This is a genomic window from Thiocapsa imhoffii (assembly GCF_016583985.1).
In the GTDB taxonomy this organism is placed as follows: Bacteria; Pseudomonadota; Gammaproteobacteria; order Chromatiales; family Chromatiaceae; genus Thiocapsa; species Thiocapsa imhoffii.
The window spans coordinates 30,924-55,396 of the sequence record NZ_NRSD01000020.1 but is presented as its reverse complement, the minus strand read 5'-3'; the positions used below and the strand labels follow the sequence as shown (position 1 = coordinate 55,396).

14 protein-coding genes and 1 pseudogene are annotated in these 24,473 nt (G+C 61.5%); 5 read left to right on the top strand and 10 right to left on the bottom strand.

The annotated features are described in order from the left end of the window. Positions 1-6 precede the first annotated feature (6 nt). The 3 genes from CKO25_RS16075 to CKO25_RS16065 all read right to left on the bottom strand — a co-directional run bounded on the left by CKO25_RS16075 (position 7) and on the right by CKO25_RS16065 (position 7,209). Entirely contained in the window at positions 7-2,547 is a 2,541-nt protein-coding gene (locus CKO25_RS16075) for a S8 family peptidase (RefSeq protein WP_200388962.1), read from the bottom strand. A 307-nt stretch (positions 2,548-2,854) separates the two neighbouring features. Beyond that, complete coding sequence (locus CKO25_RS16070) at positions 2,855-5,983, bottom strand: efflux RND transporter permease subunit (RefSeq protein ID WP_200388961.1); 3,129 nt, start codon at positions 5,981-5,983, stop codon at positions 2,855-2,857. Further along, positions 5,983-7,209: an efflux RND transporter periplasmic adaptor subunit gene (locus CKO25_RS16065; RefSeq protein WP_242467665.1), complete on the bottom strand. Its 1,227-nt coding sequence runs from the start codon at positions 7,207-7,209 to the stop codon at positions 5,983-5,985. Before CKO25_RS16065 ends, CKO25_RS16070 begins: the two co-directional genes overlap by 1 nt. A 44-nt stretch (positions 7,210-7,253) precedes the next feature. On the opposite strand from CKO25_RS16065, the gene CKO25_RS16060 reads away from it, so the two are divergent. Then, entirely contained in the window at positions 7,254-7,892 is a 639-nt protein-coding gene (locus CKO25_RS16060; protein ID WP_200388960.1) for a TetR family transcriptional regulator, read from the top strand. Between the two features lie 55 nt (positions 7,893-7,947). Here CKO25_RS16060 and CKO25_RS16055 read toward each other — a convergent pair whose 3' ends face one another. Next, positions 7,948-9,423: an oligosaccharide flippase family protein gene (locus CKO25_RS16055; RefSeq protein ID WP_200388978.1), complete on the bottom strand. Its 1,476-nt coding sequence runs from the start codon at positions 9,421-9,423 to the stop codon at positions 7,948-7,950. Positions 9,424-9,992: 569 nt separating this feature from the next. On the opposite strand from CKO25_RS16055, the gene CKO25_RS16050 reads away from it, so the two are divergent. From CKO25_RS16050 to CKO25_RS16035, 4 genes and pseudogenes are all read left to right on the top strand, one after another. Continuing rightward, positions 9,993-10,181 (top strand): Thivi_2564 family membrane protein, encoded by a 189-nt coding sequence (locus CKO25_RS16050; RefSeq protein WP_200388959.1) that lies wholly within the window; start codon positions 9,993-9,995, stop codon positions 10,179-10,181. 311 nt (positions 10,182-10,492) lie between these two features. After that, complete coding sequence (locus CKO25_RS16045) at positions 10,493-10,852, top strand: peptidase associated/transthyretin-like domain-containing protein (RefSeq protein WP_200388958.1); 360 nt, start codon at positions 10,493-10,495, stop codon at positions 10,850-10,852. A gap of 53 nt (positions 10,853-10,905) precedes the next feature. Next, positions 10,906-19,581 (top strand): GH36-type glycosyl hydrolase domain-containing protein, encoded by an 8,676-nt coding sequence (locus tag CKO25_RS21830; protein ID WP_200388957.1) that lies wholly within the window; start codon positions 10,906-10,908, stop codon positions 19,579-19,581. Positions 19,582-19,602: 21 nt separating this feature from the next. Then, positions 19,603-19,974 (top strand): annotated as a pseudogene (locus CKO25_RS16035) (Crp/Fnr family transcriptional regulator); the annotation flags it as partial. Between the two features lie 141 nt (positions 19,975-20,115). On the opposite strand, the gene CKO25_RS16030 reads toward CKO25_RS16035, so the two are convergent. The 6 genes from CKO25_RS16030 to CKO25_RS16005 form a co-directional block, all read right to left on the bottom strand. Continuing rightward, the gene (locus CKO25_RS16030) at positions 20,116-20,838 is read right to left on the bottom strand and encodes a proteasome-type protease (RefSeq protein ID WP_200388956.1); all 723 of its coding nucleotides are present in this window, start codon (positions 20,836-20,838) and stop codon (positions 20,116-20,118) included. Between the two features lie 233 nt (positions 20,839-21,071). Further along, a complete protein-coding gene (locus tag CKO25_RS16025; protein ID WP_242467668.1) occupies positions 21,072-21,179 on the bottom strand; it encodes an entericidin A/B family lipoprotein in 108 nt (35 codons plus the stop codon). 544 nt (positions 21,180-21,723) lie between these two features. Further along, a complete protein-coding gene (locus tag CKO25_RS16020) occupies positions 21,724-22,797 on the bottom strand; it encodes a DUF2333 family protein (protein WP_200388954.1) in 1,074 nt (357 codons plus the stop codon). 94 nt (positions 22,798-22,891) lie between these two features. Continuing rightward, entirely contained in the window at positions 22,892-23,386 is a 495-nt protein-coding gene (locus tag CKO25_RS16015) for a BON domain-containing protein (RefSeq protein WP_242467664.1), read from the bottom strand. Between the two features lie 198 nt (positions 23,387-23,584). Next, positions 23,585-23,743 carry a DUF3309 family protein gene (locus CKO25_RS16010; protein ID WP_200388953.1) on the bottom strand — a complete coding sequence of 53 codons (159 nt, stop codon included), beginning with the start codon at positions 23,741-23,743 and terminating at the stop codon, positions 23,585-23,587. 73 nt (positions 23,744-23,816) lie between these two features. After that, positions 23,817-24,044 (bottom strand): CsbD family protein, encoded by a 228-nt coding sequence (locus CKO25_RS16005; RefSeq protein WP_200388952.1) that lies wholly within the window; start codon positions 24,042-24,044, stop codon positions 23,817-23,819. Positions 24,045-24,473 lie beyond the last annotated feature (429 nt).

The following is a 24,473-nucleotide window of genomic DNA, read 5'->3' as shown; positions in this document are numbered from 1 at the left end:
CTCATGTCAAGGCGTGCGCACCGCCACGCTGGTCGCCCCGACTGTCGCCCCGCCGGCAGCGAAACGTAGGAACAGCCGATTGCGCGCCGGATCAAAGGGCACCGCACGACCCGTCCCCGTCACCACCACCGTGAAGGTCAACGCCTGACCGGACGCCACCGAACGCGTCAGGGCCGCGCCACAGTCCACGAAGCGCCCGCTCGCGTCGGTCTCGCAGACCTGCATCTGCAGCGGCAACCCAGCGCCCCCGTCATCCGCCGAGACCCGCACCGTACCTGCTCGCCCGATGTTGATCGCCGCCGCCGCAAAGGCACCGGTGCCGCTCTGACTGGGCAGACGCACCACGCCATCACCACTCGGCGTCACCCCAATCGCCAACATGTCCACTGGCGCCGCGGTCGTCGCCGTCAGCAAAAAGGTATTCAGACCCCGCTGCGACGGTGCCGACGCGGTGTTGGTACACTCAAAGACCAAGGCCAGATCGCGGCCTGAAAACGCCGCGCGTGGGGTCACCGCGAAGTAGAACCCCTGCGTGGCCCCTGGGGCGATATCGACCGGCGTATTCGCCCGTCCCACCAACTCATTCGCCGCGTTGGTAGTCTGATACAAGAATCCCGCGTTCACCCCGCCCGGCAACACCAACGAACAGCTCCGCGCCGTCTCGCCACCCGCGTTGATCACACTCGCAAAGGCCGTCGCCGGCTGATTCACCGCTACCGCCCGCGCACCGGGTAAGACCGCGGCGTTAAGACGGGTGGTGGCGTCGCGACGGTAGGCCACCGTGACGGTCCTGTTGCTGCTCATCGACACCGAGCAACGGGTCTCTTCAGTGCTGTCGCAGCCGCTCCAGGAGCTGAAGCGGCTGCCGTCCGCCATGCTCGGCGCCGTCAGCGTGATCGCTGTCCCTGCTGCGATGCCCGTGCGGGTGTAGTTGGTGGAGCCGGCAAAGGAACTAGGGCTGGCGCTGATCGCCACGCTGGATGCGCCATTGGCATCGACCGTCAGTCTGTTGGTGGACAGCGGCGCACCGATCAGATTTGTCAGTGCCAGATCGACTTGCACTCTGGGCTTGATCCGGTTTCCCGCTCCGGACCGTGTCTCGGTGATCAACTCACCCGTGTCCTTGAGCGCACGGAGGATCTCGGACACGCTGGCATCGGGTTTTGCTTGCTTGAGCACCGCCCAGGCTCCGGCCACGTGTGGGGCCGCCATTGAGGTGCCGGATTTCGATTCAAACCCACCGCTGGGCACCGACGACCTGATCCCGCTCCCTGGCGCGAGCAGGTCAAGGAAATTCGCGGTATTGGAGAAATCCGACACCCCGTCGCTCTTGGTCGTGCTGCCGACACTGACGGCGGTCGAGACACAGGCGGGCGCGCTCAGGCTGTCAGTGTGACGATCATTGCCGCTGGCGATCACGGTGGCGATCCCAACGGCACGCAACTGATCGATGAGTGGTTTCGTGCCGTCTTCATCACAGGAGCTGAACGAACGCCCACCACCGAGGCTTAGATTCACCGCCGCGATGCGATGCGTTTCCCTGAGCTCGAAAACCCGCTCGAGGCCGCGAATGATATCCGAGTTGTAGGCGCGCAAGCATGGAGTCCATTGACTGCATTGGCTCGAACTGTCGAAGCGGCTGAAGACATTGATCGCAATGATCTGGGCGTCCGGTGCCACCCCTGAGAACCCGCTGCCCTTGCCGGCTGCGATCCCGGCCACGTGCGTGCCATGACCACAACCCGAGATACTAGAGGGACAATCCGCGCCCGAGCCTCTGGCGGTCGAGGAGGACACGCCGCCAGGACACAACGAGGTCGATGCCCAAGAACGATTTGTCGTCGAATAACAGGCCTCGGCAACCACTTTGCCGCTGAGGAATGGATGGGTCTGGTCAACTCCGCTATCGAGAACCGCGACCACCCAGCCCTGCCCGGTGCGACCAGCGAATGCACCCTCCCAGTCAGCCCCGATCAAAGAGGTGCTCTGCTGGAGGGTTGGCTCGTATAGGGTATCCTCCACGACCTCCAGCACCTCCGGGTCGGCGAGCAACTGTTGCAGCATGTGTTCGTCGGCATGAATGGCCATTGCGGGAATCAGGTTGAAGCGTTTCACGCCCAATTGCGCCTCGGTCTTCGCCGTGGTCGCCGTCAACCAGTCCAACACGCGCTGTTCAGTGGCCGCAAGCTGGTCGCGTTGCAAACGAGCTGCCGCGGCATTGAGGATCGCCTCCGGCGCCAAGGTCGTTCGGAGACGCACGATGACCGGAATCGAGCCCTGCCGAGCAGCGGTGTCCAGGAGCTGGGCGTGGCGCTCAGCGGCAGCCACGGCCGGCTCTGGAAAGGCGATCTCATGGAGCAGATCCTCCACCGAACCAGGGAAGCGCGCCGACCAGGGGTGCGGGTCGCTGCCGCGCTGATCCGCCGCCAGTGCGGGCGCGAGGACCAACGCGAAGACCGCCAAGAGCAGGGCGCAGCGCGCGCGCGATCGCCACGCGGGGTTGATCGAATCAGACCGGGTGGTCACACAGTTGTGCTTCTTGATCATGGCCTCTCCTGCTGTCATGGCCAGAGGACCAGATCAGGTGCGGTGTCGATTGGAGACATGGATTGGGTGTGAGTGTGCTGGAAGAGTCATCGAGCCGATTCGGACCACGGGAGCACCACAATGTTCGGAGCGCGGGTCACCCGATCGCGACAGTTGATCGGAGCGTGGCGTGATCCTCTCAGGTGGGCGAGGTGTGCGCGAGGTGTTTGGGCGGGACACACCGCATCGACCGCAAACGCTGTACACACCAAGTATGATTGGAGCGGAGGCGTCCCGTCAATCTCCGCGACTCCCTCGGACGCGTCTTTCAGGTTGGCTTCGTACCCGCACCGCCACGCCTTCCCCAGGATGCGAGGTCTTCGAGCAGCCGATAGAACAGGGGAACGAACACCAGTGCGAGGGTGCTGGCCGCGAGCATGCCGCCGACCACGACAGTGCCGATCTCCTGGCGACTGGCCGCCCCGGCTCCGGTTGCGAAGACCAGGGGTAGACTGCCGATGATAAAAGTCAGCGCGGTCATCAGAATCGCGCGGAATCGTTGTCGCGCCGCGGCCGTGGCGGCCTCCGTCGAGCTCATCCCGGCACGACGGTTCTGGGCGGCGAACTCGACGATCAGGATCGCATTCTTCGCCGCCAGTCCGATCAGGACCAACAGCCCCACCTGAAAATAGATGTCATTGGGATAACCGCGGCCGAACGAGGCGATGGCCGCGCCCAGGACACCGAAGGGGACCGCCGAGGCGACCGCTAGGGGTAGGACGAGTCGCTCGTATTGCGCCGCGAGGATCAGGAAGACCATTAACATCCCGAGACCGAAGGCGAGCACGCCAGCCCCAGCACCCACCTCGAGTTGATAGGCCTCGCCGATCCAACCAAGCAGACTGTCGCCGGGTTGTTCCAAAGTGGTCGCGAGCGCCTCGAGCGCCGCCTTGGCCTCTCCGCTGGTGTAGCCAGGCGCCGGATCGGCGAGGATCTTGGCCGCCGGGTAGAGATTGAAGCGGTTGATGAGATCGGCCCCGCTGGTGCGCTCCAAGGTCACCAACGAACTCAGCGGGATCATGTCACCATTGCTCGAGCGCACGAATACCAGCCGCAGGTCGTCGGGTTGGTTGCGGAAGGCCCCGTCCGATTGCAGGATCACCTGCCACAAACGCCCGGCGTAGGTGAAATCGTTGACATAGAGAGATCCGAAGGTGCTGCGCATGGCATCGAAAATCTCGGCGATGGGAACACCGGCGGCCATGGCCTTTTCGCGATCGACCTCGGCGTGATAGCGGGGAATCGCGGTGGTTAAGGTGGTCTGAACGTTGGTCAGCTCTGGGCGAGCGTTGCCCTTGGCGACCAGTTCCTGGGCGAGGTCCTCGATCTGTTCCGGCGTGGTGTCGCCCCGAACCTGCAGATAGCCTTCGACCCCGCCGGTCAAGGAGAGCCCCATGATGGGCGGCAGTGTGAAGGCGAAGACGTTGGCCTCCTGGATACCGAGTCCAACGCCCATGATGCGCCCGGCTAGGGCGGCGGCGCTCTGCGCGGCGGCGGGTCGCTCACTCCAGTCGGCCAGATTGGCAAAACCGACGGCGGCATTGGTGCGCAGCGAGCCGGCGAGGATGTCGAAGCCGGCGAAGGAGGTGAAATCCTCGATCTCCTCGAAGCCCGTGATCCGCTCCGATAGGGTGTCGCGAACCTGCTCGGTTCGGCCCAGCGCGGAAACCGCGGGAAGTTGCATGACCACCAGGGCCACACCCTGATCCTCTTGCGGCACCAACCCCGAGGGCATGCGTTCGAGTAACACGAGGGCGGTGGCAGAAAAGCCGGCGAACAGCATGAGACCCAGCACCCAGTGGCGCAGCACCCAGGATACCGTCGCCACATAGGCCTCGGTCACGGCATCAAAGGAACGGTTGAAGAGGCGGAAGGGGGCGCTCGGCGCATGCGATTGCTGATCGAGCAAGAGTGCGCACATCGCCGGGGTCAGGGTCAGCGCCACAACGCCGGAGACCACGACGGAAACGGCGATGGTCACCGCAAACTGTCGGTACAGCTCGCCGGTCAAGCCGCCGAGGAAGGCCACGGGCGCGAACACGGCGACCAGGACCAGGGTCGAGGCAACCACCGCACCGGCGACTTGCTGCATGGTCTGAATCGAGGCCTCGCGCGCCCGCAACGACTGCTCGGTCATCAGGCGCTCGACGTTCTCCATCACGATGATGGCGTTATCGACGACGATCCCGATTGCGAGCACCAGCCCAAACAGCGTCAGCAGATTGACCGAGAAGCCCAGCACCTGCATGCCGGCGAAGGTCCCGATCAGCGAGACGGGGATCGCCACAATCGGAATCAAGGTCGCGCGCAGATGCTGCAGGAAGAGAAAGGTCACGACGACCACGAGGCCGACGGCGATCAGGAGCGTGATGAATACCTCGCGAATCGAGATCTCGACGAACTGCGTCGTGTCGTAGGGGATGTGATGGACGATCCCGTCCGGGAAACGCTCGGCGGTCTCGCGCAACGCCGCGCGCACCGCCCGCGCGGTCTCTAGGGCATTGGCACCAGGTTGCAGATAGATGCCCAGCGGAACCGTCGGACGGCCATTGTGGGTCGCGGAGAAACCATAGTCTTGGGCACCGAGTTCGGCCCGCGCGACATCGCCGAGGCGTAGGATGCGTCCATCGGGTTCCGCGCGCAGGATGATGCGCTCGAATTCGGCCGGGTCGACCAACTGCCCGCGGGTCGTGACCGTAAAGGTGAGGGGCTGGTCAGACGGAACCGGCTCGGCGCCGATGCGCCCGGCAACGAACTGGGCATTCTGCTGGCGGATCGCCGTGGCCACATCGGACGGGGTCAGCTCGAACTGGGCGAGTTGATCCGGGCGCAGCCAGATCCGCATCGCGTAATCCTGGGCGCCGAAGAGCGATGCCTCCCCCACCCCCGGGAGCCGCACCAATTCATCGAGAACGTTGAGCAAGGCGTAGTTGCTGAGGAAGATCGGATCGTAGCGCCCATCCGGCGAACTCAGGACCACCACCATGAGGATATTGGTCGAGCGCGCTTGGACGCGCACCCCCTGATCGCGCACCGCTTGGGGCAGACGTGGCAGCGCGGCCTGGACACGGTTGTTGACGTCGATGGCCGCCTGGTCCGGATCCGTGCCCATTTCGAAGGTCACGGTGATCTGGATCGAGCCGGAGTCGGTACTCGATGACTCCAGGTAGATCATGTTGTCGACGCCATTGATCTCCTGCTCAAGCGGAGCCGCGACGGCCTCGGACAGCACCTGAGCGCTGGCACCCGGATAATAGGCCTGGACGACGATCTGCGGGGGCACCACATCGGGATATTGCTCAATCGGCAGGACCCGCAACGCGGCCAGCCCGGCGAGCACGATGATGATCGAGATGACCGCGGAGAAGATTGGACGATCGATGAAAAAACGCAGCATCAGGGCTCCCGATCGGCGTCGATGATGGCGACCGCCATCCCGTCACCCAGCCCGACATGGCCATTGATCACCAGCCGCTCGCCATCGCGCAGACCCTCAAGGACCAGTTGGCGACCCTCGACGAGCGGACCGAGCGTCACCGGACGGGCGTGAGCGACCCCCTCGTCGTCGATGATAAACACCCGTGATCCGTCGCGATCCTGACTGACCGCGGTCGGCTCGATCGGGATCACGTCGGGGAGTTCCTGGATCAGGATGCGCACGCGCACGAATTGTCCCGGAACCACCTCGCGGTCGGGATTGGGAAAGACCGCGCGCGCCGAGACGGAGCCGGTCCGGGGGTCAATGCTGCTGTCGGTGAAATCCACCTCACCCTGGTGCGCATAGAGGCGCCCGTCGGGCAACCGTAACTCGGCCGCGTGCGGACGCATGTTCCGATGTCCTGTCATAGCCAGGTGCGCGGCGCGTTGGATCGCGGCATCCTGCTCGGGCAGAGAGAAGCGCACATGCACCGGGTCGTGCTGGATGAGTGACGTCAGGAGGGTGCCGCGTTCGATCAGGCTGCCCTCGGGCAGACTCTCCAGATCGGTGGTGCCTGCGAGCGGGGCTACCACGGTGGTGTAGCGCAGGTTGCGTTCCGCATCGGCGACCGCGGCCTTGGCCAGGTCGAGCCGTGCCCGCGACAGTTCCAACTCCGAGAGGGCTTGGTCCCGTTCTCGCCCACTCACCGCGTTGCGCTGGTAGAGATCGGACACCCGTGTCCACTCGCGCTCGGCTTGGTTTAGACCGGCTTGGACATTGGCCAACTCGGCCTCCGCCATCCGCAGGGCGATCTGGTAAGGTTCCGGGTCGATGCGAAACAGCGGCGCGCCATCCGCGACCCCCTGCCCTTCAACATAGAGACGCTCCTCCAGGATGCCGGAGACACGCGCGCGCACCTGGACCTCGCGTGATCCGCGCACACGGCCGGCATAATCACCGAACACGCGCACAGTCTCACTCGCCACGGGGGTGACGGTCACCACGGGTGGGGGGCGGGCTCCCGGACTGGCCGCATCTGGACCACTGTCGTGGTCGCAGCCCGTCACCATGAGACCCATGCCCATGAGCAGCAGCAGCCCGGTTCGCCGCAGACGTGATCGACGCGATCCGCGGCAGAGGTTGCCGAGCGCTGACGAGGCCTGCCGGATGGATCCGTGTGAACCCTGGATTTTAGATACAGACATGTATGTATGATAGATCCAAGCCCACTATTGTCAACTACGGGAACATGAGACGAACGAAACAAGAGGCGGAACAAACCCGCCAGGCATTACTCGACGCGGCCGAGGTTGTGTTTCTCGAGCGGGGTGTCTCGCAAGCGACCCTAGAGGCCATTGCACGCGCGGCGGGGCTGACCCGGGGCGCCATTTATTGGCACTTTCGGGACAAGACCGAGCTGTATGCGGCGATGCTTGAGCGCGTCCGGCTCCCGCTGGAGCGGGTGCTCGAGGAGGTGCGCGCGCAGCCGAACAGCGATCCGATCAACGTGATCGAGCAGATGTGTCTGGCCGCGCTCGACCGGGTGGTCCAAGACGCTCAGCTGCGGCGTGTCTACACGATCGTCCTGCACCGCTGCGAGCGTGATATGGGCAATCCAGATTGGCGTGATGCCGAACTCGCCGGACGGCGCCAAGCCGCACGGGTCTTTCTGGATTGTTTTCATGAAGCCGCGCGCCGGGGGCGGCTGCGCCCGAGCCTGACACCGGAGTTAGCGGTCGCGGCGCTGGAGTCCTATTTCACCGGACTCGTCTATGTGTGGCTGCTCGAGCCGCAACGCATTGACCTCGCGACCGAGGCACCGGAACTCATCCGCTTGTTCATGCGTGGTTTTCTGAACGAGGATGGGGACGCTGCGGGGGGGCACTAAGCACCCGAGGCAGGCGACTCGCGGCGCTCACCGCACCCTGACCGTGAATGCACACTCACACCAAGGCCCGGCGCAGCCGTCGGCCATCGAGCATCAGCACCACGAGAAGGAAGCTCACCATCAACAGGGTGGCAATCAGCCAGCGATTCCAGTCGAGCTGCGCGATCAATTCCTGATGACCGACATAGAGTCCGAGTCCCAGCAGGATGTAGCCGATGACGCGCAGGAGATCATAGGGCACTGGATAGAAGTGCCGACCGAGCAGATAGGAGATGAGCACCATCGCCGCGTAGCAGAGCAGGTGCGCCCAGGCCGCCCCTTCGTAGCCGTAGAGCGGAATCAGGAACCAGAGGGCGACAATGGTGATGAGCGCGCCGATCAGGGCCACACCGGCACCCAATAGGGTGCGGTCCGTGAGCTTGTACCAGATCGAGAGATTCACGTAGATACCCAACAACAGGTTCGCGAGCAGCAGGATCGGCACCACCTGAAGTCCTTCGCGATAGTCGGCACCAACAAAATATTGGAAAACGTCGAGATAAAGTGTCACCAGCAGGAAGATGAAGACACAGAAGATCACGAACCAGGTCAGGACCAGCGCATAGACGCGTTTGGCATCCTGCTCCTTGGCATAGGAAAAGAAGAAGGGCTCACCGGCATAGCGAAAGGCCTGGATGAAGAGGGTCATGAGCATCGAGAGCTTATAGGAGGCGCTGTAAATCCCGAGCTGAGCCATGTTGGTGGCATCGTCCCCGGGCAGGAGATATTTCAGCGCGGCGCGATCGAGCATCTCGTTGATGACCCCGGCGAGCCCAATGACGACCATCGGCAGTGAATAACGGATCATGCGCCGAAAGAGCGCGCCATCGAAACCGGCCAAGCCCGCCCGGAACTGGGGCGTGAGCAACAGCAGCTTTAGGGCACTCGCCGCCAGGTTGGCCAGAAAGACATAACCGATGCCGATCTCGGGATCCCAGAACTGTCCGAGCAACGAGTGGGGATCGGCCTCGAACGACTGCCGGCACAAGACGATGAAAAAGAGATTGAGACCAATGTTGGCACCGATCTCGATCAGCTTAATCCCGGCGAACTGCAGCGCCTTCTCCTCGGCCCGCAGCCGCGCAAAGGCAGCGGCGCCGATCGAGTCCATCGCAATGATGGCGGCGGTCCACCAGATGTACTGCGGGTTTGCGGCATGACGCAGCAGGTCGGCGAGCGGCTGTTGCAGCAGATAGGCCGCGAGCAGAAAAGCCGCATTCATGAGAACGAGGAAGCGCAAGACGGTCGCGAAGACGACATCCGGTGCATACTCGCCCCCAGCGCGAAAGCGGAAAAACCCCGTCTCCAGCCCAAACACCAGCAGCACCGCGAAAAAGCCCATGTAAGCATAAAACTCGGCGACCACGCCGTAGTCGGCTGGGGCAAAGGTGTAGGTGTAGAGGGGCACCAGCAGGTAGTTCAGGAACCGACCGATGATGCTGCTAAGGCCGTAGACGGCGGTCTGAGAGGCAAGGCGTTTGAGGGGATTCATCCTGACAGGGACGGCATTCTGGACCAGGGGGCTGCTCATTGTGCCCTGTTGGCACCGAAGGTGGAATCGAGATCCGCGACGGTGGCAGGGGATGCCTCGCAGTGGCGGCCAGGCGGACGGCTCCCGACAGATCAGGGCGCACGCCTGCCAGCCCATCGATCGGCGTGACCTCCGCATCGCACTCAGCCGGCTGTTTACCAGCTCAAGTCGGACGCCCCGGGGGCTGCACACCAGTCACTAGAGCGCTCGCGCTTCTTCTGAATGGCCCAACACATCAATCGGTCGGTCATCGGGTTTCGATTCGCATGCTTCGTAGTTGTACGGAGATACGACCCGGATGACCACAATACTCAAATCCCTCTGATCCGCCTAATCTGAATGTCGAGTGCTCGGTTCCTCCGACCGAGCGTCGGCCCTGGTAATTTCATCGGCTGTACGCACCGCTCATTCTCAAGCGGCCCATTCGAACAGCCTAGGCCGTGCCTTGATGGAGCCGAGAACGTTCCAGGTGATCGGTTGCTTGAAATGAATCGGTCATCCCGTTTGCTTTCATCATCAGGAGAGTCATCATGCCTTTGATCACATTGATCATCACCTTGGTTGTTGTCGGCCTCATTCTCTGGCTGATCAATAACTATATCCCCATGGATCGTAAAATCAAAACGATCTTGAACGTTGTCGTTGTCATCGTCGTGATTCTTTGGTTGCTGTCCGTCTTTGGGGTCTTGGGTTCACTGTCTTCCGTTCAAATTGGGTAAGCATCATTCGATTCAGGATCCCTCGCGAGCATCCTGCTCGCGACCCACTTCAGTCCAATGAGCCCCTCAATATGACGACAGTGCGTAAGTTTGCAGCAACAACAGCAGTGCTGGTTCTGAATGGAAGTCTTCTTCAACTCGCGGGCGCACAGCAAACGGATCAGGACCCATCTCCCTTCGGTCCCGCCATGGGGACGCCTTTTGCGCAGGAGCCTTTACCAGCCGAGCCAGAACCGCTGTTAGATCAGAGACCTTCAGCGGTCACGACCCCGTCACAACCGGGTGACTTTGTTGCGGATCCGCAGGTTTCAATGCCGGATCGCGCGCGGCGGATCCACGAGGATCAAGGGATTCAATACGTTTCGGGCGGCGTCGGTACGGACGAACGACAAGCCATCGAAGCGCTCGCGAACCAGTTCAGCCTCCGCCTGATGTTCGCCCTGCAGGATGGCGGTCAATATCTGGCCGACGTCCAGGTCAGTATCAGGGAGGTTGAAGGTCACATGACCTTGGACGCTCGATCGGAAGGGCCTTTGTTCTTCGCGCAACTCCCGCCAGGGCATTATCGGGTTGAGGCGACTCCGTCCGGGATGCCCGATCGGATCCCTCAGAGTAAAACCGTGCGTCTCACGGGCACGGGTCAATCTCGGCTCAACTTCTACTGGAAGTGAGTCCCTCACGGGTGGAAGGCGCGCCGTCTGGCGCCAGGGGCTGGAGCATGATTGTGGCGAAGACTGGTCTGCATCTGCCATTAAGGAGCAAGGGAAACCGCAGACAGGGCGCGCGACTCGAGGCACCTGGTGGCGATGATCGCGCGATCCGCAAGGAGCTGTTCAGCACGCAACGTCTCGAGCAGCATGCCCTGAGTCTGGCGCAAGCACAAAACGTCGACATTCACTCCCGCGGCCGCAAGCTGCTCCCGCGGGTTCGCGAGAACACACGGGTGCTGGTTTCGGTGCATGCGCAGATCAGCCGTGCCACTGCCGAACAGCGGGCGATCACCCCGGCAGCAGAGTGGCTACTCGACAACTTCCATGTGATTGAAGAGCAAGTGCACGATATCGGCGTGAACTTGCCTGAAAGCTATTACCGCGGACTGCCGAAGCTCGCCGACGGCTTTCTCGCGGGTTTTCCGCGTGTCTACGGAATCGCCTGGGCGCTGGTGGCGCATACCGACAGTCGTTTCGACCCCGAGCTGCTGACTCTGTTCGTCAAGACCTATCAAACCGTCCAGCCGCTGACCTTGGGCGAACTCTGGGCGATCCCTGTCACGCTGCGTGTCTTATTGCTAGAGAACCTTCGTCGATTGGCGGTCCTGGTGCGCAACTCGCAGGCCGGGCGACGCCTCGCCGATGCCTTTGTTGACGAACTCGAATACGCTGTCGACCAGACTGTCCGACCACTCTCGGAACCCGTGCCGGGTAGCCTACCCTCACCGGTCTTGCGCCAGTCCTATGCCGTCCAGATCTCTCAGCGCCTCCACGACCCCCACCCCGGAGTCGCGCCGCCCCTTGACTTCCTCAACGACTGGCTGAGCGAACAGGGCGCGACACTCGACGAAATCGTGCGTCTGGAGCACGCCGACCAGATCGCCGCGAACACCACGGTTCGCAACATCATCACCAGCATGCGCGCCATCTCCGCCTTCGACTGGCGTGATTTCATCGAGCGAGTCAGCCTGGTCGACGCCTGCTTACGCGGCCATCCTGGCTATGGAATGATGGATTTTCTCACCCGGGATCGTTATCGCCATGCGATCGAGGATCTGGCACGGCGCTCGTCCTATTCGGAGCTCGCCATCGCGCAGTTGGCGATTGCGAAATTCCGAGCGAGTGCTTCGGAAGGTGCCCCTGAGATTTCAGTTCCTGACCCTGGCCACTACTTGATCGGCGATGGACGCGCCGCGTTCGAGGAGGAGATCGGATTTCGTCCACTATTCCGCCAGCGACTTTTGCGTGCCGCGATGGCCCACGCCGGGACGGCCTATCCGGGCGGAATCGAGGTGCTGACGACGCTGTTGCTGCTCGCTCTGCCATTGGGCGCCGGCGTTGCCGCCGGACTCGGCTGGTTCCCGCTGCTCATCATCGGTTTCTGCGCAGTCTTTCCTGCCTCCGATATCGCCACGGATCTGGTGAACCGGGCCGTGGTTGCGCTCCTGCCACCCCGTCATCTGCCGCGCCTCGCGCTCGCAGCGGGTGTTCCAGAGTCACTGCGCACCTGCGTGGTCGTCCCCACCATGTTCACGTCAGAACGAGGGGTGGAGCAGCAGGTTGAACAGATGGAGGTGCGCTATCTGGCCAATCCGGACGGTGCGGTCACCTTCGCGTTGCTCTCCGATTGGGCGGACGCGGATCAGGAACACATGCCTGGCGATGCGGCTCTGCTGGAGCGCGCGGTCGCTGGTGTAGCCGCTCTGAATGCCAAGTATGCACAAGAGCGGTTCTTCGTCTTCCACCGGAGACGCCGCTGGAACCCGAGCGAAGGAAAGTGGATGGGCTGGGAGCGCAAGCGCGGAAAAATTCACGAGTTCAATCGGTTGCTGCGCGGTGCGACCGATACGAGTTTTCTGCCGACGGCTGAGCGCCCCCTCCTCGCCCCTGCGGGTGTTCGTTATGTCATCACCCTGGATGCGGACACCCGCCTGCCGATCGGCGCCGTCGCGCAACTGGTCGGCACCGCGGCCCATCCACTCAATCGTCCGGTGTTCGATCCGGTCCGCAGACGGGTGGTCGCGGGCTACGGCATTCTCCAACCCCGCGTGACACCGACCCTACCCTTGCGCGGTGAATGCTCGAGGTTCCACCGGATCTTCTCTGGCGCCTGTGGCGTGGATGCCTATTCGAGCATGGTTTCGGAGGTCTACCAGGATCTCTTCGGACTGGGCACCTACACGGGCAAGGGACTCTACGACGTCGATGTCTTCGAGGCCTCCCTGGCCGGTCGTGTCCCCGAGAACACACAGCTCAGCCATGACCTTTTCGAGAGCGTCTTCGCCCGTTGCGGACTGGTCAGTGACCTCGAGTTCTTCGAAGAGTTTCCGTCCCATACCGCCGTTGCCGACTCCCGCTCGCATCGCTGGACCCGCGGCGATTGGCAGTTGCTGCCGTGGATCATCGGGGTTCGGAGACTCGGGGCGGGTCGTGACATGCCCTTCCTGGGGCGTTGGAAAATGTTGGACAACCTGCGTCGTTCACTCTCGGCGCCGGGGGCCTTCTTCACGCTCATCGCCGCCTGGGCGATCCCGGGAGCACCGCAGGGTATGCTGGTCGGGTTCGTGCTCATGGCACTGGGGATGCGGGCCTGGTTGGCCCTGGGCAATCTGCTCGTGCCACCCGCGCGAGGATCCCAACTCTCGACCCATCTGCGCTTAGCGGGTCAGAATGTGATGTTGGGGCTGGTCCAGGGGTTCGTGGATCTGGTGCAACTCGCACATCACGCTTGGCTCATGATCCACGCCATTGGCAGCACCTTGATCCGGGTCCTGATCACCCGGCGCCACCTCTTGCGGTGGGTCACTGCGCTGCAAGCCAAGTCGGCCTCGCGCCTGGGCTTGCAAAACCTCGTTGGCGCTTTAGGCAGTTCAACTGGGGTCATGGTCGCGGCCGGTACCGTGATCCTCCTGTTCAACCCAACCAACCTTCTCAGTGCCGCGCCCTTCTTTCTGCTCTGGTTGTCGGCACCCCTAGTCTCCCATGCGTTGAGTCTGCCGGCACGGCTGCACCGCCGGGAGGCCTTGACCCCTGAGGACACCCTGCAGTTGCGTCTCGTAGGGCGGCGGACTTGGCGTTTCTTCACCACCTTCGTCACGGTGGAAGATCACCATCTGCCACCCGACAACTTCCAGGAAGACCCACATCCGGTCATCGCGCACCGCAGCTCGCCGACCAACTTCGGGCTCTACCTGCTGTCGATCCTCGCCGCGCGCGATTTTGGCTGGATCGGTCTGATGGATGCTGTCGACCGTCTCGAGGCCACGCTGGGGACCCTCACACGGATGCCCCGTCTGCATGGCCACTTCTACAATTGGTATGACACCCAAGACCTGCGCGCGCTTGAGCCCCGTTATCTGTCCACCGTCGACAGCGGCAATCTGGCAAGTCATCTCCTGACCTTAGCCGAAGGATGCCGTGAGGCGGCACGTCACGCGCCGGATCCCGCTGTCGCGTGGACCGGACTGACCGATACTCATCGGCTCTGGTCCGCCGCACTCCAGGCCATCGGTGACGCGCGGCGCACCTTGAGCGTCTCATTGGACGAACTCCATGCCGAGGCCCACCGGTTCGAAACGCTTCTCGCCGAAGCGGGTGATGATCGACACGTTGGGGAGCCGTTGGTCAAGGCCGCTGCGATCCTACTAGACCTTGCACGCGCCTACGCGGCCGAGTGCGGTGACGATCCCGTCTGTCAATCGATGTTGGAATGGTGCGAGCTGCTGCGCGACGATGTGTGCTCACACGCCCGAGACACCGCTGAGCTGCGCAAGATGCCCGAGACGCCAGCGGGGGCGCCCACCGAAGCCGGGTTCGCGGTGCTCGCCGCACGTCTCGACGTCATCGCCGAGGAGGCTGAACGACTCTTCCGTGAGATGGATTTCGGCTTTCTGTACGATCAGGAGCGACATCTCTTTGCGCTCGGCTATCGGGTTACCGAGGCGCTCCTCGACGACAGCTATTACGACCTGCTTGCCTCCGAGGCCCGACTCACGAGTCTGGTTGCCATCGCCAAGCGGGACGTGAAGGATACCCATTGGTTCCACCTCGGCCGGCGCATGACGCGCGCCGCGGGTGGGAACCTTTTGGTCTCTTGGTCGGGCTCGATGTTCGAATACCTGATGCCCTCTCTGGTGAACTTCACCCCGCGCTACAGTTTGCTCGACCAGTCGTGTCGTCGCGCGGTAGACCGCCAGATCCAGTACGGCGAGGAACAGGGCGTGCCCTGGGGGATCTCGGAGTCGGCCTTCAACCAACGCGACCTCGAGCTGACCTACCAATATTCAGCGTTCGGCGTTCCTGGCCTTGGTCTCAAGCGCGGACTCGCGGATGACTTGGTCATCGCCCCCTATGCGACCGCACTGGCCGCGATGTACCGGCCCCATGCCGCCGCGCGCAACTACATTCACTTGGAGCAGTTGGGCGGTCTGGGCCGTTACGGCTTCTACGAGGCACTGGATTTCACTCCAGCGCGGCGCGCTGAAGGAGAAGCGGTCGCCATCGTGCGCTGCCACATGGCTCATCATCAGGGCATGGCCCTGGTGGCGCTGGACAATGTCGTCCACGACGGGGTGATGCGCCATCGTTTTCATCGCATCCCCCTGATTCGCTCGACCGATCTCCTGCTCCAGGAGCGCAGTCCGCCGGGAGCGGATACCCGTGCGACACGCATCCTTGAGGCCCGGGCCGAGAGCAAGGCCATCATCCAGCCCCCGAGCCGCCGCGTCCCCTCGCCAACATCGGCCGTCCCCTCATCCCATCTGCTGTCCAATGGCCGTTATGCGGTCATGGTGACCGGCGCGGGATCGGGATACAGTACCTGGGACAATTTAGCGGTGACGCGCTGGCGCGAGGACCCGACCCGCGATGACCGCGGCAGCTTCATCTATCTGCGCGATACCGCAACTGGCCGGGTCTGGTCCGCTGGCTATCAACCAACCGCGGCGGTTCCAGACCGCTATGAGGTCGTCTTTCATGAAGACCGGGTCCGCATTACCCGGACTGATGGTCCGGTCGAAAGCTCGCTAGAGATCCTCGTCTCACCCGAGGACGACGCGGAGATTCGACATCTCAACCTCGCCAATCAAGGTGATCGCGTCCTTGAAATCGAGCTGACCTCCTATGCGGAGATCGTCCTGGCACCGCCGCGTGCCGACATCGCTCATCCTGCCTTCTCGAATCTGTTCGTCGAAACCGAGTTCGTGCCCACGATCCATGGGTTGATCGCCCGCAGGCGTCCGCGCTCGGCCGAGGATCCGCGCGTTTGGGCGGCCCATCTGCTCTCGCGCTTCGATACCATCAATGGCCTGCAGTACGAGACCGACCGGGCCCGCTTCATCGGGCGTGGCCAAACCCTCAGGGCCCCGGTCGCGGTGATGGACGGCCATCCGTTGGGTAACCGAGTCGGCTCCGTCCTGGATCCCATTTTTAGCCTGCGCACGCTGGTGCGGATCGAACCAGGCGCGACCGCGCTGGTGACCTTCACGACCCTGGCGGCCGACTCACGCGAGGCGCTGGACGTGCTGACGGACAAGTACCATCACTCCGCCGTCTTCGAGCGCGTCTCCGCCCTGGCCTGGACCCATGCCCAGGTTCAGTTGCACCACCTGCGCATCACTCTGGATGAGGCCCAGTTGTTTCAGAACCTGGCGAACCATCTGGTCTATTCCGATCCGGCGCTGCGCCCGCCCGGTAAGGTCATGGAGATCAATCGGCTGAGCGTCGTCGGCCTCTGGCGTCACGGCATCTCCGGTGACCGTCCGATTCTGCTGGTCCGCGTCACTGAGCCCGAGCACCGGACCCTCGTCGATCAACTGTTGCGCGCCCACGAGTATTGGGGGCTGAAGCGCCTGGCGGTCGATCTCGTCCTCCTGAATGAGAAGGGCGTCACCTACGCGCAGGAACTGCAAGACCTTCTTGAGGGCCTGGTTCGAAACTGGCGTGCTTGCAATGTTCACCTGGGGTCCGCGGGGCGCGGCGCCATTTTTGTGCTGCGGGCTGATCGCTTAAGCGACGAGGACCAGTTGCTTCTGCGCACCGCCGCGCGCGCGATCTTGGTCACGAGCCAGGGGACCCTCGCTGAACAACTGCTTCGCAATCGGCGACCCGCGCACGATTTCGTGCCACGTTCGGCACTTGCACCGGGACCCCTGCCGGAGCGTCCGGTGACCATGCCGCGATCCGCCGCGCTGAAACCGCCACGGCTGAGTCTTTACAACGGATTGGGCGGTTTTACCGAGGACGGCCGGGAGTACGTCATTCTGCTCGACAAGGGACAGTGGACACCCGCGCCCTGGATCAATGTTATCGCCAACCCTGAGTTCGGCTTCATGGTGTCCGAGACGGGCGGCGGTTGCACCTGGTCCCGTAACAGCCACGAGAACCAGCTCACCCCCTGGTCGAACGATCCGGTCGGTGATCCACCCGGCGAGGTCATGTATCTGCGCGATGAGGATTCGGGGGAGGTCTGGACACCGACGGCGTTACCGATCCGCATCGATGGCGCGACCTACATCGCCCGACATGGTCAGGGCTACAGCCGGTTCGAGCATGCCTCTCACGAGATCCACAGCGAGCTCTTACAGTTCGTTGCCCCGGTCGACCCAGTCAAGATTTCCCGGCTTCGGCTCAAAAACCATTCCGGACACACGCGCCGACTCAGTGTTGTGGCCTATGTCGAGTGGGTGTTGGGGACCACACGAAACGTCACCGCGCCCTATGTGGTGACCGAAATGGATCCTGGCACCGGCGCTCTTTTTGCCTCCAATCCCTGGAGCCAGGATTTCGGGACGCGCATCGCCTTCGCCGATCTCGCTGGGCGGCAAACCAGCTGGACCGGAAGCCGGGGCGAATTCATCGGGCGCAATGGGGACCTCGCCGCTCCCGCGGCACTGGGCAGCGCCGAGCCGGCACAGGTGATGGGGGCATTCGGACGATCTCGCCCACGGCGGCTGAGAAATCGCACCGGGGCTGGCCTCGATCCCTGCGCAGCGCTGGAAACGACGGTGAGTCTTGATCCTGGCGAGACGATCGATCTGGTCTTCCTCCTCGGTCAGGGCGATGATCGTGCCCATGCGGGCGAGCTGGTCGAGCGTTATCGCGACGCCGATGTCGAAACACTGCTGGCCGAGGTGCGGCATCAGTGGGACGCCGTCTTGGGCAAGATTCAGATCACGACGCCGGACCCTGGACTCGATCTGCTCATGAACCGCTGGCTGCTCTACCAAACGCTGAGTTGCCGCGTGTGGGCACGCGCGGCCTTCTACCAAGCCGGCGGGGCCTTTGGCTTCCGGGATCAATTGCAGGATGTAATGGCGCTGGTCATGACGCGGCCCGAGATCGCCCGCGCTCACATCCTGCGGGCCGCGGCCCGACAGTTCATCGAAGGCGACGTCCAGCATTGGTGGCATCCGCCGACCGGGCGTGGCGTCCGCACTCACTTCTCGGACGATCGCGTCTGGCTGCCCTTTGTCGTGGCTCATTACATTCGGGTCAGTGGCGAGTTCAGTCTGCTCGATGAGCCTGTCCCCTTCCTTGAGGGTCCCGCAGTGCCTCCGGGCATGGAAGATGCGTATTTCGAACCGGCCATCTCGAGCGAGCAAGCGCCTCTGCGCGAGCACTGCGCCCGGGCACTGGATCTAAGCCTAGGGGTCGGTGTGCATGGTCTACCGCTCATCGGCGGCGGTGACTGGAACGATGGGATGAACCGGGTCGGACATCAGGGGCAAGGTGAAAGCCTCTGGCTCGCCTGGTTCCTGATCGCGACCCTCACGGAGTTTGCCGAGCTGATCGAGAGCGGGTCGGCGACCCCCGGCGAACGGGAGCGAACCACGCGTTGGCGCGAGCATGCGGCCGCACTCAAGATCGCGGTGGAAGCGCAAGGCTGGGACGGCGCCTGGTATCGCCGAGCCTATTTCGATGACGGCACACCGCTCGGCACCGCGATCGACACGGAGTGCCGTATCGATTCGATCGCCCAGAGCTGGGGGGTCATCTCCGGCGCGGCGGATCCACAGCGCGCGCGCCGCGCCATGCACTCGGTCCACGAGGATCTAATTCGCCATGGCGACGACCTGGTCTTGTTGTTCACGCCACCCTTCGACAAGACCCCGCTGGACCCAGGGTACATCAAGGGCTATCTCCCTGGGGTGCGGGAGAATGGTGGGCAATATACCCATGCGGCGATCTGGTCCGTCATCGCCTATGCCATGCTCGGGCAAGGCGACCAGGCGACCGAGTTGCTGCGAATCCTGAATCCGATCAATCGCACCGCCAGCCGCACTGGCACCCACGCCTATCAGGTCGAGCCCTATGTCATCTCGGCGGACATCTATTCCGAACCTCCACATGCGCGCCGTGGCGGCTGGACTTGGTATACGGGTGCCTCCGGCTGGTTCCATCGTGCCGCCCTGGAATGGGTGCTCGGGTTGACCGTGCGCGCGGGCCGGCTGCACATCGACCCGTGCGTGTCCGCCAACTGGGCCAGCTACGGCATCAGCTATCGCCATGGTCAGTCCCGTTACGAGATTGTGGTGACAAATCCGGCGGGCGTCGAGCGAGGTGTCGTCGCCCTCGATCTGGACGGCACCAATCAACCCACTGGCGAGGGTATCGAGCTGGTCGACGACGGCCAGGTCCACCAGGTGCGGGTTGAGCTGGGCAGGCTCGGTGAGATGGAAGACGCCGGGTAGACCGGGTGTGTGCTCTGTGAACGATCCGGGCCGCTGCAGCGCCTGCTGATGCGCTACACGCATGCGCTGTTGACGCAGATGGCGCAGACCGCTGTCTGTAATCGGCACCACACGGTGGACCAGCAACTCTGTCGCTGGCTGCTGCTCAGCCTTGACCGATTGCCCTCGGACGAGCTGAGCATGACCCAGGAACTGATTGCAAATATGCTCGGGGTGCGCCGTGAGGGTATGACCGAGGCCGCAGGAAAATTGCAAAGTGCCGGATTGATTCACTACAGCCGGGGTCACATCAGGGTGCTCGACCGGCCGGGCCTAGAGGCACGGGTCTGCGAATGTTACGACGTTGTCAGGAAGGAATTCGCACGCCTGCTGCCCAACGCGATCGCCCAATGATTCGTCCCGACCCACTCGGTCGTTGATCCCCGGTCAAGAGCGGTTACTGCAAGATTGTCAATGCAGAGATGATGTGTCTTCTGGCCAGACCGAACAAAAACCAATCAGGGCCAGATGACCTCATGCGACAGCGGTAGTCCTCTACCACTCAAGCGGCGGCAGTTCACGAAAAACCTTGCGGGTCCCCTTGAGCCACTGCCGGGTCAGTACATCGAAGTAGACATCTCCCTCAGCAAAACGGCGCTTCATCGTGACCCGCAGGCTGTCCCGGGCGTAGCACAGCAAGTCGATCGGCATGCCCACCGAGAGGTTGCTGAGCATCGTCGAATCGAATGACACCAGCACGCACTTCGTGGCGTCCTCCAGTGTTGCCTTGGAGCTCACCCCCAGGTCGAGGATCGGCTTGCCATACTTTGCCTCCCCGGTTTGCAGGAAGGGAGTGTCCGTTCCGGCCTCGATGAAGTTACCCTCCGCATAGATCCGAAAGAGCCGCATCTCCTCACCTGCGACCTGACCGCCGAGAATGAAGGACGCGTTGAACTTCATGCCGCCAGTCTCGAGGAAAGGTCCATCGCGACGCTCGATGTCGCGCATCGCATCCGACACAAGATTGGCTACGTCGAACAGCGAGTTGACGCTCCAGATGTGTGGCGCCTCGCCGGTCGCACGCCGGCGCAGCAGGTTGATCACCGTTTGCGTGGCGGCCAAACCGCCTGAGCTCAACAGGACGAGCACCCGATCGCCCGGGCGATCGAACACCGTCATCTTGCAGAACTTGGAGTAGTTGTCGACACCCGCATGGGTTCGTGAGTCGCTGGCGAAGATCAGACCTTCTTCAAGCTTAACGCCGACACAGTATGTCATCGCTCAACGACCTCGTCGGTCCAGACCCTGAAGCGCTCCAAGGTGTTTGGCCCGAAAGTGCTCGCGAGGGCGACGTCGCTGCCGCGAGCGACGAGCACTCGGCCGACGCGCGGCGTGTTCTGTCTCAGAATAGCGGCTCCCCAACAGGTAGAACAGGGTCGATTCCGGCAGGAACTCGACCACAGCCTGACTGGCCCTTCGTCCATTCATTGAAATCCTTGAAGCACCAGCGATCACATGCTTTTCTGAACTTCTTTGGCGGTGTCACTCACCGCCTCGCCACCGCGTTCGATATCCTGTCCTGCTCCGTGTATCGTATTGCAACCGACTAAGTAAACCATCGATAACAGCATCAAGAATGCTATAGAATGTTTCATTCTGATCACCTATTTTATAGACTGAACAATCCGGTCATCAGTAGGATTGATGCTCGGCGCCGAGTGAATCACGAGGCCTACTGACCTGTCTTTTACTGGTGCCGACACTAGGACACAGGTGATGTGTCCATCTGTGTGGCTATCTCATGCTGCAATTGCATGAACTCTTTTCTGAGTGCCTGATTAGCCCTACGCATGTCAGTCAAGGATGGCCGCAATACTGACGCCAGATGTGGTTCACGAACAACAGCATTTCGCAGATGGACCAACGCGATTGCACTACTTTGGTACTCCTCAAAGACACCCAGCAGTGGTGATAGATGTGATGCTAATTCCTTTTCCAACTGTAATCCTGTCAGACCACGGGTCTGCTTTGGAGCAGCATTCTCATGATATGGAATCATGTCAGGTTACTCCCTTGTCATATTTAAATGAAGGTTGTTGGCATCTATCACGCTCTTCGCGCCAACCATCCGCTGGACGAGGACGGCCGTGACTGAGTGTGCGGCTAACCCTCGATCAACAGTCGACGTAAGTCAATGATGGCTGCGTTGGCGCGCGAGATGTAGGAGGCCATTACCAGTGAATGATTCGCCATTGGTCCAAATCCCGTTCCGTTGAGAATCATCGGACTCCAGATCAAGTCCTGGGTATTTTCCAACTCTCGCACGATCTGTTTCAGGGAGACCAGTGCGTTCTTTTTCTCAAGCACTTGGGCAAAGTCCGTTTCCATGGCGGTCAGCGTCTGGAGGAGCGCCCAGGTATAGCCGCGAGCCTCGAAGAAAACATCGTCGATCTCGAACCAGGGTGTCTTGTTCCAGGTTTCTCCAGCAGAGGATGTCGCCTGCGTGGCACTCGCCTCGCCGGCCAATGCTGTGTCGAGCGGAGCCTGACCGACGGCGTAAGACAGTCGCTGCGCCAGACTTCCGAGTCGGTTCGCAACGATCTGCAGATAGGCCGCCAAGTTGTCAGCACGGGCGAAAAATTCACCGTCGCCACTCTGCTCGTCGGAGAGACGCGCCATATAGCGTTTCAGCGCGGCGATACCGTCGCGATATTCTGACTCGGAGGACGGAAAGATCCAGGACTTGGAATCGTAGTTAAACTTGGGCTCCGCCATCTGAAGATCCACGTCTTCCACCGATTGCGTCTGCGCCCGGCTAAAGTCATTACGCAGCGCTCGGGATAGATCTCGAAGCTCGGTTAAGGCGCCAAACTCCCAATTCGGGATGTTATCTAGGTAGATTCCCGGAGGCATGATATCGTTCGTCAGATATCCTCCGGGCTTATTCAAAAGCGTCGTACCAATCGCGATGGCAGCAGCGGTGGTCATGGTTCCAGGGATCAGTTTGGTCGCATCTTGTCCGACCAGTTGCATCGCGTTTTTCTGGACATCGACTGGCCCAGGGGAACGTGACCAAATGAGACCCAAGACCATCACGATCAGCAGGTAGGTCACGAGAAACAGACCTGCCGTCCACCAAAGGCCCTTTTCTTTCCAAGTGCTTGGGTGATAATACTTGGCGACCGTAACGACCTGATGTTTGAGATGGGGAACTCTCGTTTTGACTTGGGCGTCCATCTGCGTCTCCTCGTGTCTGTGCCAGGCTCCTCGGAAACCGTCAGTTTTCCGAGGGGCGATTCGTTCCTTCAGATCTTCAGATGGAGTCTTAACTCTATTCGGCGGCCTTCACGAGAAGCTCGTTCTGCACCGATGAGACGTTCTCGACGCCACTGGCGATGGCTTGGAGTCTGTCGAGACTCGCCTGCGAGTCGACTTCACCTCTGAGTGTCACAACCCCGGCCGTTGTCGTGACACTAACTTGAAACACCTTGAGCATGGGATCAGCAATGATGTCCGCCTTGATGGTGGCAGTTATCGCTGCGTCGTCGATATAGACGCCCACCTCCTGAAATTTGGTCGAAACCCACTCCTTGGCCTCGCCCATTTTGACCTCTGACTTTTCGACGATTTGGCCGTTAGCTTGTCCGGCCTGATCAGCCAAGACATCGTTCTGATAACCGCCTAATCCCAGTGCGAGCACGATGAGCAAGCAGGAGTTCAGGCCGATCCAATCGAATCGCTTCAACTGGTCAATGTCCTCCTTATTCTGTCGCTGCATCTTTGATGTTCTCCATCCTGTCCCCGGTTTTTTCAACAGTGCGATCAATCGTTTGCCCAGCCTGCTCAGCAGGACCTTCCTTCTCACAACCGGTCGATCCAAACGCCAACCCCAGAAGGAGTAACGACATCAAAAGCGCTGACTTAGATAGATTCATCGGTAACAGTTCCCCTCGATCATGGCAATCAACGACAGATTCGCCGGTCGGTTCATATTGTTTTGAATCGACCGGCGGAATTATCCGGCTCAGAGTCGGCCCAACAAGAGCAGGATCAGCAGAATGACCAGGATTACACCGATCACGCTCGTCGGCGCGTAACCCCAGGACCGACTATGCGGCCAGGTCGGGATGACACCGACTAGGATGAGAACCAAAACGATGATGAGAATGGTGCCGAGTGACATCTGCTTGCTCCTCTAGTTCGGGCAATCGAAATCCATTCGCGACTCAGTGGCCGCTACGCATGAGTGACAACACTCAAGGATTCGACTTCATCCAATCTTCGATCTTGCTGCTCTTTTCCCAATCTTTGACCTGATTCTCGGCTTCTTCTTGGGCAATGCCATATTTCTCCTGAATATGCCCAACCAGCATGTCACGTTTTCCAGCGATACGATCGAGGTCATCGTCGGTAATGTCGCCCCATTTCTCACGGACTTTACCGGTAAACTTTTTCCAGTTGCCTTCAATTTGATTCCAGTTCATCGTCTTCACCTCTTTTCGAACCGATTTCATTGCTTCGGAGTGGTCATGTCATCGACAAGTCATGTGTGACGTGACGAGTCAAGGCCAGCGTCTTAGCGGGTACGATGCCGATCGCACCCGATCGCACCGATAGATTGAGTCTGGTTCTTTATCGGCGTGTTGTATAGAGGGTCATCCTACGGAAGCGACTGCGTTGGACTCGATATTGACTCAGTCAGAACGAGGTCGGCACCGCAGATTCCTGCGTGAACATTCGCGATGATGACGTACAATCACGGAACGACTTCCGGACATCCCCAGAATGAATGACGGAAATGAGTGAAGGTATCGAGACAGGACGGCCGGTTCTCTTTCGGACTGCGCGTAGGCGTTGTGCCAGCGTCAGTCTGGCACGCAATGCTCAAACGTCCGAGCGAAACACCGTGGGAT

Bases quoted from the DNA above. Each gene is read 5' to 3' on its own strand.
- CKO25_RS16020 (WP_200388954.1), bottom strand. From the start codon at position 22,797: ATGGACGCCCAAGTCAAAACGAGAGTTCCCCATCTCAAACATCAGGTC.
- CKO25_RS16010 (WP_200388953.1), bottom strand. From the start codon at position 23,743: ATGTCACTCGGCACCATTCTCATCATCGTTTTGGTTCTCATCCTAGTC.
- CKO25_RS16060 (WP_200388960.1), top strand. From the start codon at position 7,254: ATGAGACGAACGAAACAAGAGGCGGAACAAACCCGCCAGGCATTACTC.
- CKO25_RS16055 (WP_200388978.1), bottom strand. From the start codon at position 9,423: ATGAATCCCCTCAAACGCCTTGCCTCTCAGACCGCCGTCTACGGCCTT.
- CKO25_RS16025 (WP_242467668.1), bottom strand. From the start codon at position 21,179: ATGGTTTACTTAGTCGGTTGCAATACGATACACGGAGCAGGACAGGAT.
- CKO25_RS16045 (WP_200388958.1), top strand. From the start codon at position 10,493: ATGCCGGATCGCGCGCGGCGGATCCACGAGGATCAAGGGATTCAATAC.
- CKO25_RS16065 (WP_242467665.1), bottom strand. From the start codon at position 7,209: ATGTCTGTATCTAAAATCCAGGGTTCACACGGATCCATCCGGCAGGCC.
- CKO25_RS16030 (WP_200388956.1), bottom strand. From the start codon at position 20,838: ATGACATACTGTGTCGGCGTTAAGCTTGAAGAAGGTCTGATCTTCGCC.
- CKO25_RS16070 (WP_200388961.1), bottom strand. From the start codon at position 5,983: ATGCTGCGTTTTTTCATCGATCGTCCAATCTTCTCCGCGGTCATCTCG.
- CKO25_RS16075 (WP_200388962.1), bottom strand. From the start codon at position 2,547: ATGATCAAGAAGCACAACTGTGTGACCACCCGGTCTGATTCGATCAAC.
- CKO25_RS16005 (WP_200388952.1), bottom strand. From the start codon at position 24,044: ATGAACTGGAATCAAATTGAAGGCAACTGGAAAAAGTTTACCGGTAAA.
- CKO25_RS16050 (WP_200388959.1), top strand. From the start codon at position 9,993: ATGCCTTTGATCACATTGATCATCACCTTGGTTGTTGTCGGCCTCATT.